General features: G+C 68.0%; 12 protein-coding genes. 7 read left to right on the forward strand and 5 right to left on the reverse strand.

The window, feature by feature from the left end; translation table 11 throughout:
* Positions 1-3: 3 nt before the first annotated feature.
* The 4 genes from RZN05_RS04290 to RZN05_RS04305 form a co-directional block, all read right to left on the reverse strand.
* A complete protein-coding gene (locus RZN05_RS04290; RefSeq protein WP_317225388.1) occupies positions 4-744 on the reverse strand; it encodes a class II aldolase/adducin family protein in 741 nt (246 codons plus the stop codon).
* A gap of 14 nt (positions 745-758) precedes the next feature.
* The gene (locus RZN05_RS04295) at positions 759-1,826 is read right to left on the reverse strand and encodes an ABC transporter substrate-binding protein (protein ID WP_317225389.1); all 1,068 of its coding nucleotides are present in this window, start codon (positions 1,824-1,826) and stop codon (positions 759-761) included.
* Positions 1,827-1,972: 146 nt separating this feature from the next.
* Entirely contained in the window at positions 1,973-3,097 is a 1,125-nt protein-coding gene (locus tag RZN05_RS04300) for a sigma-54 interaction domain-containing protein (RefSeq protein ID WP_317225390.1), read from the reverse strand.
* 87 nt (positions 3,098-3,184) lie between these two features.
* Positions 3,185-4,222, reverse strand: a complete 1,038-nt coding sequence (locus RZN05_RS04305; protein ID WP_317225391.1) for an ABC transporter substrate-binding protein — start codon at positions 4,220-4,222, stop codon at positions 3,185-3,187.
* 246 nt (positions 4,223-4,468) lie between these two features.
* On the opposite strand from RZN05_RS04305, the gene RZN05_RS04310 reads away from it, so the two are divergent.
* The 7 genes from RZN05_RS04310 to RZN05_RS04340 are packed head-to-tail and all read left to right on the forward strand — an operon-like array spanning position 4,469 to position 10,752.
* Positions 4,469-5,596 (forward strand): ABC transporter substrate-binding protein, encoded by a 1,128-nt coding sequence (locus tag RZN05_RS04310; RefSeq protein ID WP_317225392.1) that lies wholly within the window; start codon positions 4,469-4,471, stop codon positions 5,594-5,596.
* The gene (locus tag RZN05_RS04315; RefSeq protein ID WP_317225393.1) at positions 5,596-6,387 is read left to right on the forward strand and encodes an ABC transporter permease; all 792 of its coding nucleotides are present in this window, start codon (positions 5,596-5,598) and stop codon (positions 6,385-6,387) included. Before RZN05_RS04310 ends, RZN05_RS04315 begins: the two co-directional genes overlap by 1 nt.
* The gene (locus RZN05_RS04320) at positions 6,384-7,163 is read left to right on the forward strand and encodes an ABC transporter permease (protein WP_317225394.1); all 780 of its coding nucleotides are present in this window, start codon (positions 6,384-6,386) and stop codon (positions 7,161-7,163) included. The genes RZN05_RS04315 and RZN05_RS04320 overlap by 4 nt, the downstream gene beginning before the upstream one ends.
* A gap of 13 nt (positions 7,164-7,176) precedes the next feature.
* On the forward strand, positions 7,177-8,022 hold the full coding sequence (locus RZN05_RS04325; RefSeq protein WP_317225395.1) for an ABC transporter ATP-binding protein: 846 nt from the start codon (positions 7,177-7,179) through the stop codon (positions 8,020-8,022).
* Entirely contained in the window at positions 8,022-8,630 is a 609-nt protein-coding gene (locus RZN05_RS04330; RefSeq protein ID WP_317225396.1) for a nitroreductase family protein, read from the forward strand. The genes RZN05_RS04325 and RZN05_RS04330 overlap by 1 nt, the downstream gene beginning before the upstream one ends.
* On the forward strand, positions 8,627-9,583 hold the full coding sequence (locus RZN05_RS04335; RefSeq protein WP_317225397.1) for an LLM class flavin-dependent oxidoreductase: 957 nt from the start codon (positions 8,627-8,629) through the stop codon (positions 9,581-9,583). The genes RZN05_RS04330 and RZN05_RS04335 overlap by 4 nt, the downstream gene beginning before the upstream one ends.
* Positions 9,584-9,594: 11 nt before the next feature.
* Entirely contained in the window at positions 9,595-10,752 is a 1,158-nt protein-coding gene (locus RZN05_RS04340) for an LLM class flavin-dependent oxidoreductase (protein ID WP_317225398.1), read from the forward strand.
* A gap of 220 nt (positions 10,753-10,972) precedes the next feature.
* On the opposite strand, the gene RZN05_RS04345 is transcribed toward RZN05_RS04340, so the two are convergent.
* Entirely contained in the window at positions 10,973-13,330 is a 2,358-nt protein-coding gene (locus tag RZN05_RS04345) for a TonB-dependent receptor (protein ID WP_317225399.1), read from the reverse strand.
* Between the last annotated feature and the right edge of the window lie 317 nt (positions 13,331-13,647).

Genomic DNA, 13,647 nt, shown 5'->3' on the forward strand with positions numbered 1-13,647 from the left:
CGTTCACTCGGCCGCGACGGCGTTGGCGTAGTGGATGGTGCCGTCGTCCGAGACGCTGGCATCGGGGGGCACGAGCTTGCCCATCTTCCATTGCTGTTCGAGCACGCCAGGGCCGAAGGGCTGCGAGCCGCCAAGCGCCTGGCCGAGGATCTGGAACTGCGCGCCTTCCTCGAGCAGGACGATGGTGTTGACCAGGTCGCGCAGGCCCTTCCAGCTCCACACCGTCGCGCCGCCATTGGCCTCGACGATGCCGGGCACTTCGCGGTCGGCCTCGATCGAATCGAGGATGAAATCGACCTCGGGCTGGCGGCGATTGATGTAGACCGGCAGCTCGCTGGTGAAGCGGAAGCGGCGGTTGGGAACGTAGAGCAGCGGCAGCTTGGCGTGGGCCTGCGAATAGGCGCCGAGATGCGGGGTGTGGACGTGGCTGACCGCCTGGACGCCCTCGTGCGTGCGGAACAGCTTGGCGTAGCGCGCGGCGCCGCCGGGCTTGTTGTGCCAATAGCTGTTGCCGTCGAAATCGATCACCGCGGTCTGCGGCGCGTCGGGGTCGTCTGCCCACAGCCCCTGGTAGTTGAAGGTGATGATCTTGTCTTCGCCGGGGATGCGCACGGCGATGAACAGCGTGCCGCTCGCCGAGATGGTGCGCGTTTCGCGCAGCAGGCGGAAGGCAAGGCGCGCGTCCTGTTCCTGCTCGGCGATGAAGGCGATGGTTGCGGGTGAAAGACCGGATTGTTCGGACATGACAGCGTCTCCTCTCAGGCAGCTTCGGTAAGGGGTTGGGCGGCGAGCGCGCGGGCGGCTTCGAGCGGGCGCGGGTCGATCCAGTCGGCAAGCGCAAAATCGGCGTCGAGGAAGCCGTGGGTGAACAGGAACTTCTTCTGCTGGTCGAACAGCGCGAGCCGTTCGGCATCGAGCGTCGGGTGCAGCCCTTCGTGCAGCTGGCGATAGGCCTGATCGACCGCCTGCGGGCTGCCCTCGGTCTCGAACTCCAGGATACCGCGCAGCCTGTCGGGCTCGGCTTTGACCCAATCGGCGGCGCGCAGCGTCACCGCGAGGAAGCGGACCAGCACGTCGAAATGCTCGTCTAGCAAATGCTGGTGGACCGTGATCGGCCGCGGGGTGCCGTTGTTCACGCGGAAGCGGCGGTCGTGGAGCGCATCGATATCGAGCGCGACGCTCAGCCCGGCTGCGCGTGCGTCGTCGAGCGCGGCGGCGCCCTTGACGTAGATCGCATCGACCTGGCCCGAGACGAGCGCATCGATCAGCCATAGCCGGCCGAGCCCGGAGCGGCGCGGGGCAACATCGCGCCCGCTGCCACCGATGTTGCGCAGCCGATCGGGCACCTCGACCAATTCGACATCGTCGAGCGTCAGGCCCCCCGAGGCGAGCGCCCCCTTGTAACCGGCGAGCGACATGCCGCGCGCGATGCTGGTGCCGCGAACATGGCTGGGGATGTCGTTGTGCGTCCAGCCAGGGAGCGCAAGGCGGCGGCCCTTGAGGTCGGCGGCGCCAGCGATGCCGGTGTCAGGGCGGGTGAGGATGAGCTGGCTCTCTTCGATCCAGGTAAGCCCGACCAGCCTGGTCGGTTCGCCCTGCGCGTGCGCGGCGATCGAGAGCATGTTGCCGCCCTCGCGTATCAGCGTGAGCAGACGGTGGTCGTAATGGTGCCGCCCCAGCTCTGAGCCCGATTCCTGCAGGGTACGCAGCGCGATGCCGTCGGCAGCGAATTCGTCGGCCAGCCAGCCGAGCTTGTAGGCGATGCCGGTCGCGGTGGGCACCGGGCAGCGGGTGAACCAGAGTTCGAGCGGGGTCGGTGTCGCCATTGGCTTGCTCCGGATTGGGGTACCGAAACAAGGAGCAAAGAGCGTGCCAGAGCGGCTCTGGAGAGGGATCTGAGCCTTCGCCGCCCGATGCGGCGATAATGTGCGTGATATTGATCAGGCCGCGTGCTGCGTTTTCACCGCCGGCGTCAGATCAGCCCGAAATTCTTGAGGTGCGTGCGCACCACATTGCGCGTGACGCCGAGCGCGGCGGCGGTCTTGATCTGGTTCGACGCGCAGCGCTCGAAGGTCTCGGTGACGACGGTGCTGACCAGCCGGTCGAGCAGCGCATCGTGCTCGCCCTTGAGCAGCGTGTCGACCAGCGGACGGACGAGGTCTTCGAGATCCGCCAGATCGGGATCGACTGGCGAAAGGGACGCTACCGGATCGGCATAAACGAACCCGGACAGGCCCAGGTCGGCGACCTGGATCACCCCGTCCTGGCAGACGAGCGTGGCGCGGTAGATTGCATTCTCCAGCTCGCGGATATTGCCCGGCCAATCGTGGCGGTAGAGCGCTTCCTCGGCAGCGGGGCCGAGATCAAGCCGGCGTGGCTGGATCTTGTCGCCATAGGTCTGGAGGAAGTGGCGCGCGAGCGGCAGGATGTCGGCGCGGCGCTCACGCAACGGCAGCAGCGGCAGCGTGACCACCTGGAGGCGGTAATAGAGATCGGGACGGAAGCTGCCGTTCGCCACCGATTTGTGCAGATCGACATTGGTCGCGGCGACGACGCGGACGTCGAGCGGGATAGGCGTCCGCGAGCCCAGGCGGACGACTTCGCGCTCCTGCAGCACGCGCAGCAATTTGACCTGGAGCGACAGCGGCATCTCGCCGATCTCGTCGAGGAACAAGGTGCCGCCATTGGCCGCTTCGAACCAGCCGGGGCGGGCGAGATGCGCGCCGGTATAGGCGCCTTTCTCATAGCCGAAGAGCTCGCCTTCGATCAGCGACTCCGAGAACGCGCCGCAATTGACGGCGATGAACGGCCCGTTGGCGCGGTCGCTGAGCGAATGGACGTAGCGTGCGACCAGCTCCTTGCCCGTGCCGGTCTCGCCGATGACGAGGATATTGGCTTCGCTCGGCGCGGTGCGCTCGATCAGCGGGATCAGCGCGCGCGACTGCGGATCGGAGAAGATGAAGGCGCGGGCGCGCGGCCCCACCGAATGATGCTTCTCCGAATCGAATGCCAGCAGCGGGCGGCCGCCCGGCTGCTGGCGTGACGACAGGCCGATCTCGGCGGTTTCGATCATGTGCTCGTGCGGGACTGCGACCATAGATCCCTCCAGATCCGTTGCCGCGCAGGGTAACAGCAAAACTCCCACTGATTAAGTAGGAAATAACCGGCGTGCCCTAGCTGAGCTTTACACGGCCTCCAGCGCGGCGGCTCGCCGGAGCAGTGCGGCGTCGAGCGGACGCGGGTCGATCCACCGCTCCACATCGACGGCCTCCTCGAGAAAACCGTGATGCCAGAGGAAGTTGGCCTGGTTACGCAGCATCTCGACGCGGTCCGGGGAAAGATCGGGATGCAGCGAACGGTGGAAGTCGTTGCGATACGCGGCATCCACTGCGGCGATCCCCGCCAGCGTCTCTCGCGCTAAAATGTGCCGCAGTTGCGGCAGGTTGGTCGATGCCCAGTCGGCGGCGCGCAGCGTCTGTTCGAGGAAGCGCACGACCAGGTCGAAATGCTGCTCGATCATGTGCTCGTGGACGGTGATCGGCCGCGGCGTGCCGTTGTTCACGCGCGCGAGGCGGCTGGGATAGGCGTCGAGATCGACGCCGACCGTAAGGCCCAGCCGCGCGGCGGTCTCGGCAGCGGCAGCGCCTTTTACATAGACGGCATCGACACGCCTATCGGCAAGCCATTCGAGTCCGAGCCACAGCCGGCGCATGCCCGCCTCGGTGGGCTGCTCGACTGGCGGCGCGGGGAGATCGACGAGCGTCACGTCGTCGAGGTCGAGCCCGCCGAGCGTGAGTGCACCCTTGATCCCGTGTAGCGCCATGCCGCGCGCGATGCTCTCGCCGCGCGTGCGCGCGAAGCCGGGCAGGGCGAAGCGCAGTCCCTTCAGGTCGGCGGGCCCCATGATCCGGGTGTCGGGGCGGACCATGATCGCTTGCCGCTCGTCGATCCAGGTGAGGCCGATCACGCGGGTAGGGGCGCCATCGGCGCGCGCGGCGAGCGCCTGGATGTTGCCGCCCTCGCGAAACAGCGCACGCGCCTGTCGCTCGGGATCGGGCGATACCAGATTGAGGCCGGTCTCGAGCACGCGCTTGACGCCGATGCCGTCGCGGCCAAACGCCTCGGTCATCCAGCCGAGCGACCACGCGACGCCCGATGCCGCTGGGACCGGGCAACGCGTGATCCAGATACATTCCGGCTTCGGGGCGGCGCTGGCTGCCATTTTCATCCGTCTCCCATCACCGGCGATTGTCGCAATCGGGCTCAGCAAACCGCATGCCAATCCGCGCAGCAAGTCATGCGCGGCACCGCGCTGCCCAAATCGCTGCATTTCGCGCAGCTGGACGGCGCGAACTGCGCCGAATTGCGCAGCTTCGGGCGCTGAAATCGGCCGGTGGCGTGCGCGTCGCTCGCGGGCGCCGATTGGCACGTGAAGTGCATCGTTCTCCGGCAAAAGGAGAAGCGAAGCGTGGCGACCCGGAAACCCAAATCGATCAAGGCATGGGCAATCGGTGCGGTGGTGCTGATCGCCGTCGTGGCGCTGGCCGTCTTCCAGTTCCGCGGCAATGGCGGCGCGCAGTCGAAGACCGTCACGATCGCCGGGATCGCTTATCCGTTCGAGGGGAGGCAGGTCTATAATGGTCTCACCGGCGTGGTCGTCCGCGACGGCTGGCTCAAGGCCGAGCTTGCCAAGCGCGGCGTCGCGCTGGCGCTGACTCCGGTGCCGACTGCCGTGGGCGGCCCGCTGATCAACGAAGGCTTCTCTGGCAAGCGGATCGACTTCGCCGCTTATGGCGATTTTCCTGCGATCATCGCGGTCTCCGGCGGGGTGCCGCTTCGACTGGTCGCGCCGATGGGGCAGGGGCTGCACAGCTATCTGGTGGTGCGCAACGGCCTGGCGGCGAAGAGCATCGCCGATCTCAAGGGCAAGCGCATCGCGCTCCACCGCGGGCGGCCGTGGGAGCTGCCCTTCTCGAAACTGCTCGACGCCAGCGGGTTCAAGCAGAGCGACTTCAAGATCGTCAACATCAACCCCGCCGCGACCCCCGCCGCGCTTGCCTCGGGCAATATCGACGCGGCCTTCCTGCTGTCCGACGGGCTGCTGCTCGAGCAGAAGGGCGCGGGCCGCGTGATCTGGTCGACCAAGCAGGCGCCGGCCGACTGGCGGATGCGCGCCGAACTGTTCGGCCGCGGTGATTTCGTCGACGACAATCCCGAGCTGACGCAGCTGGTGGTCAACGCCTATGTCCGCGCCGCCGCCTGGTCGGCGCAGGAGGCCAACCGCGAGCGCGTGATCCACGATTCGGCACGCGGATCGATGCCGGTCGAGATCATCGCGCGCGACTATGCCGATGACGGCATCCCGTGGCGCGAGCGCTTCTCGCCGACCTTCACTGCCGAGCTGGTCGCGCATTACCGCTCGGTCGCCGACTATGCCTTCGAGCGCGGGCTGGTGCGCAACAAGGTCGATGTCGACAAGCTGATCGATCGGCGCTTCGTCGCCCCGGCACTGCGCGACGCCAAGCTCGAGGGCTTCTGGAGCCCGACGGCGCCCGCGCCGGCCCAGGCGCAGGCTGCCGCGCCCAAGGCGTCCTGATGGCCAGCGCCGCGCTTCCTGGATTCGCCGCACCGCCGCACCGCCGGCAGTCGCCGCTGGCGTCGCTGCTCGCGCCGGTTCTGGTGCTCGCCTTATGGCAGCTGCTCTGCCTGAGCGGGGTCTTCCCGCCGCAGGTGCTGGTCCCGCCGAGCGAAGTCGGGCGCACGCTCTGGCAGCTCGGCGAGAGCGGCGAGCTCCAGCGCCATGTCGGCGAAAGCATGACCCGGCTGGCGCTCGGTTTCGCGATCGGCGCGCTGGCGGGGCTAGCCTTCGGGGCGGCGCTCGCGCTGTCGCGGCTCGCCGAAGCGGCGTTCGCGCCCTTCTTCTTCGCGGTGTGGCAGGTGCCGGTGATCGCGTTCATCCCGATGCTGGTGGTGTTCCTTGGCATCGACGAGCAGTTCAAGGTCGCGATTGTCATCCTCGCCGCCTTCTTCCCGGTCGCGCTCGCCGCGTTCGATGGCATCCGCGGCGTGCCCAAGGCGTGGTTCGAAGTCGCGCGCGTCTATCGCACTCGGCTCCCCGATCTTATCTGGCGCATCCTCGTTCCTGCCACCCTGCCGGCGGTGGTCACCGGCCTTCGCGTGGCTCTCACCCGCGCCTGGGTGGTGCTGATCGCTGCCGAGCTGCTCGCGGCGGACAGCGGCATCGGCCAGATGATGGAGATGGGCCGCCAGATGTTCCGGATCGACGTGGTGCTCGCCGGCGTGGTGGTCAGCGGCGTGATCGGCTTCCTGCTCGATCGCGGCGCCAAGGCGATCGAGCGGCGCGCGTCGCGCTGGAGGGTCGCATGAAGGCGCTGCTCGCACGCGGCTGGATCCGCATCGCCGTCGGGCTGATCGCGCCGGGGCTGTTCCTGCTCTGGTGGCAGGTCCAGGCCCATGCGGGCGGCGCGCACGCGCTCGCCTTCGCGCCGATCGAATCGGTCGGCGCGGCGTTCGTCGAGCTCGCGCTGCTGGGCAGCCTGGTGTCCGACATGGCGTCGACGCTGTCGCGCAGTCTGTCGGGGCTCGCGATCGGCGGCACCTTGGGGATCGCGCTCGGCGTGGCAATGGCGATCTGGTGCCCGCTCGATCGCCTGCTCAATCCGCTGCTCCAGGCAATCCGCCAGGTGCCGCTGATGGGTTGGCTGCCACTGCTCGGGCTGTGGGTGGGCACGGGGCAGGGGACCGAGCTGATCGTGGTCAGCCTCTCGGCCTTCTTTCCGACCCTGCTAAACAGCTTCGAAGGCGTCGCCGGAGTCGAGCGGCGCTTCATCGAAGTGGGGGCGATCTATGGCTTCACGCCGTGGCAGCGCTTCCGGCTGATCCTGCTGCCCGCGGCGATGCCGCTGATCCTGACCGGGCTGACCCAGGGCCTCGCCTTTGCCTGGATCGCGTCGATCGCCAGCGAGATCCTGCTCGGCGTCGGCGGCGGGCTCGGCGTGACGATGCAGCTCGCCCAGATGCAGCAGCGGCTCGACGTCATCCTCGTCACGATCCTCGTCACCGCCGCGCTCGGTTTCACGATCAACCGCCTGTTCCTGCGTCTCCGCCAGCATCTGCTGCGCTGGCAGGCGCCCATGCGCTGAGAAGGAGTATCACATGATCCACGAAGTGCTCGCGAGACCCGCGCCCGATAGCGGCCCGGCCGCCAGCGGGGCGCTGGCGATCCGCGACCTGCACAAGAGCTTCACGATCGCCGACGCGCCGCGCACCGTGCTCGAAGGCATCAACATCGACATTCGCCCCGGCGAGTTTGTCAGCATTGTCGGCGCCTCGGGCTGTGGCAAGTCGACCTTGCTTCGGCTGATCGTTGGGCTCGACGACGAGTATCGTGGCGAGATCCGGCTCGATGGCGAACGCGTTTCGACCACCAGCCTCGATCGCGGTATCGTCTTCCAGGATCACCGGCTGTTCCCGTGGATGACGCTCGAGCAGAATATCGAGCTCGCCTTGCTCAACACCGACGTGCCCAAGGCGCGACGCGCGCAGATCGTCGCCGAGCATATCGCGCTGGTGAACCTGACCGGGTTCGAGACCGCCTATCCGCATCAGCTCTCGGGCGGGATGGCGCAGCGCGCGGCGATCGCGCGCGCGCTGGTCACCGAGCCCAAGCTGTTGCTGCTCGACGAGCCGCTCGGCGCGCTCGATGCGCTCACCCGCGTGCGGGTGCAAAACGAGCTCCAGCGCATCTGGATGGCGCAGCGCTCGACGATGCTGATGGTCACGCATGATGTCGAGGAAGCGCTGTATCTTGGCGACCGTGTCGTGGTGATGGCGCCCGATCCGGGGCGCATCCGCCGCATCGTCGAAGTCGACCTGCCGCACCCGCGCGACCGCGCCGCGCCGTTGCTCCACCGGCTCAAGGACGAGATCCTCGCCGAGCTCACCGCGGCACCCGGCGAACCGTCGAACCTCGTCCGCCTGCCTGGAAGGGAGCCGCGCTGATGGCCCGCACGCCCGATCATCCCGTCGAGCCCCTGTTCGTCGATCGCTGGTCGCCGCGCAGCTTCACCGGCGAGCCCGTGCCCGATGCGGTGCTGGCGAGCGCGTTCGAGGCGGCGCGCTGGGCGCCCTCGGCATCGAACGCGCAGCCCTGGCGCTTCCTGGTCGCGCGGCATGGCGACGCCCATTGGCAGGGTTTCGTGTCGCTGCTCGCGCCGCGCAACGCGCTGTGGGCATCGCAGGCGTCGGCGCTGATCGTCGTGCTGTCCGAGCGCAAGGTCGAGCGCCGCGGCGCGCTGGTCGACAATGTCTCGCACAGCTTCGACGCCGGCGCGGCCTGGACCAACTTCGCGCACCAGGCGCTGCTGCTCGGCTGGCATACCCACGGCATCGGCGGGTTCGACCGCGACGCGGCGCGCGCGCTGCTCGCGGTGCCCGAGGACTTCGCGATCGAGACGATCGTCGCGCTGGGCCGCCAGGGCGCGCTCGACACGCTGCATGCCGATTTTCATTCGGGCGAGAGCCCCAGCGCGCGCCGGCCGATCGCCGAAAGCGTGTTCGCTGGGCGGCTCGGTGCGCCTGCCTTTGCCGGCGAAAGGGACGCGGCATGACGATCCGGACCTATTGGCAGCTCGACGTCGCAGAGGATGCGGCGCGGTCCGAAACGAGTGCCCGGCAATCGGGGCTGTTCCGCGATGTCCGCACCCCCGCGCTCAACCGCTACGACTATTACGCGCAGGTCGCGCAGGCTGCGGCGCAGACCGCGTTCGACGGGCTGTTCGTGCCGCATCGCCCGCAATCCGACGACAGCGCTATCGTCGCCGCGGCTATCGCGCGTGCGGTGCCGCGGCTCGCGCTGATCCCGGAATTCCCGGCATCGGTCGGCTCGGCGGTCTATGCCGCCAAGCAGGCAGTGAGCTTCCAGCGCCAGACGCACGAGCGGCTAGGCTGGGCGATCGCCGCCGCCGCCGACGGCGAAGCGCGCGCCCGCGACGGCGATCACGTCCCGGAGGAACAGTTGCCCGCGCGGGTCGAGGAGTTCCTCACCGTCGCGCGCGGCGTCCATGCCGAGCGTCCGTTCGACTTCGCCGGCGCGCATTTCCAAGTCCAGGGCGGCGGCTTCCTCGATCCGCTCAACCGCGTCGCATTTCCGAAGGTGTTCCTGCAGGGCGAGAGCGAGGAGGCACTGGCGCTGTCGGCGCGCGCGGCCGACATACATCTGTTCGCTGCCGCGCCCCTGGCGAAGCTGCGCGCGCGCGTCGAGGCGCTCGATGCGCTTGCGCTGCGTGAAGGCAGGACGGTCGAGTTCGGCCTGATCCAGCCGGTGCTTGCGCGCGATGATCCGGCGGACGCACGGCGCGACGCCGAACGCGCCGGGCTCTCCGACACCGCGATCGTCGGCAGCCATGCCGAGGTCGCCGAGCAACTGGGCGATCTCGCCCGCGCGGGATTCCGCCATTTCGTCCTGGCCGCACCGTCCTCGCTCGAAGAGGCGTATCGCATCGGCCAGCACGTGCTTCCCCGCTTCCGCGCGCTCACCGGGCGCGTGGCGGCGGCTGCGTAAAGAGGGTCTGCATGAGTATCGATTTCTACTGGCGCCTGCCCAGCCATGGCTGTCACGGCAGCCTGCGCGACACTGCCTATGATCGCGGCGACTGGTCGCCGGTCAGCGATCGGAACGTCGCCCCCGGGCTCGATCGCCACGGCGAGGATGACGGCTTTCGCTATATCGACCATCTCGGCGCGATCGCCAGGGCGGCGGAGAGCGTTGGTTTTATCGGCGGGCTGATCCCGTCCTTTCCTAACACCGACGATCCCTGGGTGATCTCGCCGCTGCTTGCGCGCGAGACCAAGGCGTTCCGCTTCATGATCGCGTTCCAGCCCGGGTTCCTCAATCCCGTCCACGCCGCGCGGATGTCGGCGAGCCTTCAACGTGCCACCGGCGGCCGCACGGTGTTCAACATCATCACCGGCGGTGGCGGTCCGTCGCAGCTCTGGTGGGGCGACGGTTTCAGCCATGACGACCGCTACGGCCGCACCACCGAGTTCCTCGACGTCTTCAAGGGCGTGTGGGGCGGCGAGGGCTTCTCCTATGACGGCCGCTTCTACCAGGTGCGCGACGGCGGGCTGTCTCCGCTGCTCGCACGCGAGGAAATCCCGGAAATCTGGTTCTCGGGCTCGTCCGACGCCGCGCTGCAATCCGCAGCGAAGCACGCCGATTACTATCTCTCCTGGCTCGAGCCGTTCGACCAGCTCACCGAAAAGTTCGCACGGGTCAAGGAACGTACCGCGGCGCTGGGCGGCGAACAGAAATGCGCAGTGCGCGTCGATCTCGTCGCACGCCCGACCGAAGAGGAAGCCTGGGCCGAGGTCCGCGCCGGCTTCGAGAGCCTCAGTCCCGAGCGGCGGCAACAGGCGCGGGGCGGCCCGACCGACTCGGTCGGCGCCGCGCGCCAGCAGGCGCTCAAGCCGAGCGAGGCGACGCGCTACGACCAGCTGATCGTCGCGTCGAACCTGTGGGGCGGATTCAGCCTGCTGCGCGGCGGGCCGGCGCTCGGCATCGTCGGCAGCTATGCGCAATGCGCGGCCCGGCTCGACGAACTGATTGCGCGCGGCACCGACGCCTTCATCCTCGCGGGCACCCCGCATCTCGAAGAGGCGTATCGGGTGGGGGAGGAGGTTCTGCCGCTGCTCGGCCGCAACGCGGGGGCGCTGCTCCAAGCCGCCGAGTGAAGAAAAGCAATAAGGGCGCCGGTGAGGCTCCACCGGCGCCCTTTTCGCATGTGCTCCCCTCCCTGCCTGCAGGGAGGGGTAGGGGGTGGGTGCGCGCGTCTGCGCGCGCCAGAAGACTCATGTGCGTCGCGCTGTCGAGCGTATAGGTCGCGGCATCTAGCTTCGCCCAAGCTTAACCCACGCCGGGCCCCTCCCTTGCGGGGAGGGGAACGCTCCCGGCTCAGAAGCGTGTGATGAACGACACCCCATAAGTCCGCGGATCGGCCCAGGCGACGGTATCGCCGGTGATCCCCTGCGCAGGGTTGGCGGCCGGAAGCGAATGGTTGAGATAGTCGGTGTCTAGCAGGTTGTTGACGAACGCCGAGAGCGTGAAGCGGTCGCCCGGCGCGGTGTAGCTGATCCGCGCGTTGGCAATGGTATAGCCCTTTTGGGTCAGCAGCGATCGGTTCACCACATCCTGCGGCGTGATGTAGTAGAACTGCCGCGAAGTGTAGCGCGCGTCGGCGGTCAGATCCACGCTGCCGCTGCTGGCAAGCGGGATGGTATAGGTCGCGCTGCCGTTGAGCGTCAGCTTGGGCGCGCGCACGAAGCGGGCGCCCGACAGGTCGGCGCCGCCGTTCACCACTTGCAACTCGTCATATTTGGTGTCGAGGATGCCCACCGCGCCGGTCAGCCGCAGCCCGTCGATCGGCGTCGCCTCGAGCTCGATCTCGGCGCCGTTGGTGTGCGCCTTGGCGGCGTTTTGCAAATACGAGACCGTCGCGCCGCCTACCGCGCCCGGATTGGGCCCGACCACGTTGATCTGCACGTCGCGATAGTCATAGTGAAACAGCGTGGCGTTGAAGGTCAGCCGTCGATCGAACCATTGCGACTTGTAGCCCAGCTCGAAGGCGTCGAGCTTCTCGGGCTCGACCGTCGCCAGCGCGACCGGCAGCGTCGCGGCGGTGTTGAACCCGCCCGATTTCACCCCGTGCGAATATTTGAAATAGAGGAGGTTGTCGGGCGCTACCGTCCAGGACGGCGTAACGTCATAGGTAAAGGCATCCCAGGTTCGCCGCAGATCGCCGGAGAAGGTGCCCGCGCCGCCGAAGCTGCCGGTATAGCTGTCCCACCAGCGCGCATAATTGCTCCACGCCGTCGCCGCGGCGCTTGCCGAGGCGCTGCGATCGAAGTCGAGCGTCTTGGTCTCGCGGGTCCAGCGCGCGCCCACCGTCAGCTTGGCGGCGTCGCTGAAGTCGAAGGTCGCGCTGCCGAACGCCGCGCCGCTCTCGGCGCGATGGTCGTAGCGCGTGAGGCTGTATGCTGCAGGGGCGGTGCTGCCCGGCTGGGCCGGGACCGTTCCGGCGGGCAGCGTCGCCGACCAGGCGTTCGAGACGATCTTCTCGTTGAAATAATAGAGGCCGAGGATCCAGTTGAGCCGGTCGGCCTGGGGCGAGGCGAGGCGGAGTTCCTGCGTCCATTGCTGGCTGCGCGCCCGGGTATAGCTGCGCGCGATCTCGAGCGGCGTATAATCGGTATCGCCGGCCCCCCGCGTCTTGAAGCGCTCATAGCCGGTGATCGACGTCAGCGAGAGCGCGCCGAGATCCCAGTCGAGGTGGAGCGAGCCACCGAACTGCGACGTGCGGCTGAATTCGCCGGCATTGGTGTTGATCTCGTCCTTGTCGGTCGAGGGTACATAGCCGTTGCGGAAAACGCCGCTCGGCGCGTAGCTCGCGGTCGTCCAATAGGTGCCGTCGGTCTGATAGTCGCGATAGTGAAGGCTGAGGAGCGCCTCGAACCCTGGCGAGGGGGCGAGCAGCAACTGCCCGCGGACGACATTGTCGCGGACAGCGTTCGATGACTCGCCGGTGAAGAGGTTGGTGAAGCGACCCTCGCGGTCGTCGATGCGCGCCGAGATCCGCGTCGCCAGCACCCCCGGCACGATCGCGGCACCCAGGCCGGCCTCGGCGATCTTGTTGTCGAAGCTGCCATATTCGAGCTTCACGTAATTCTGGTCGGTGCCGTCGGTGAGCGACGGGCGCTTCGAGATCACGTTGATCGCGCCACCGGTGGTGTTCTTGCCCCAGAGCGTGCCCTGCGGCCCCCGGAGCACTTCGACGCGCTCGATGTCGAACAGCGGCAGGCCGGTGGCGCTGGCGTTGCTGATATAGACGTCGTCGAGATAGAAGCCGACCGGGTTGGCGAGGTCGAGCTGCTGCTGCCCGGCGCCGACGCCGCGGATCCACCAGCGCGGGCGGCCGTGCTGCTGGGTGCCCGCCGAGGCATTGGGCACGAGGTTGAGCAATTCGTTCGCCGAACGGCCGATGCCGCCCTCGCTGAACAGCTGGGAACTGAGCGCCGTCACTGCGGTCGGCACCTCCTGGAGGCGCTGCTCGCGGCGCTGGGCGGTGACGACGATATCGTTGGTTCCGGCGCGTGCGGGATCGTCGCCATCCTCAGGGGCCGCGACTTCCGCAGTCCTCGCAACCTCTTCCTCCCGCGGATGGGCAAGGGCCTGTGCTCCGTTGAGGAGGGAAACTGCAAGAATACTCGACCGCGAGAGGAAGCGCAGGGCTGTGCGACGGGGCAGGTTAGGCAAGATGAATCCTCCGATGGATCGGCGTGGGGACGCCGTGATCGAAGGGAGCTCAGCAAAGGACGTGCCACCGGTTGTAAGTTGTTGAATACAGCTACTTTGACCTGTTCGGGCCCATCGCCACAGGCGCGCACGCTGGTGCTGCCGCAGCAAACGCCGCCACGGGCTGCTGCTTCTGCAGCAGACTTGCCGCTTGCGGGAGGGGAGCGGTCACCCCCGGCTCGGCGGACTTCTGCGGTAGATCGTCGTATCCGATGTGCGTCGTCGATGCGTCGTTCGCCCGATCCAGCCGCCATAGGGGCGCAGGGCGGCCAGCATCA

It is taken from the genome of Sphingomonas sp. HF-S4, assembly GCF_032911445.1.
Taxonomy (GTDB): domain Bacteria; phylum Pseudomonadota; class Alphaproteobacteria; order Sphingomonadales; family Sphingomonadaceae; genus Sphingomonas; species Sphingomonas agrestis.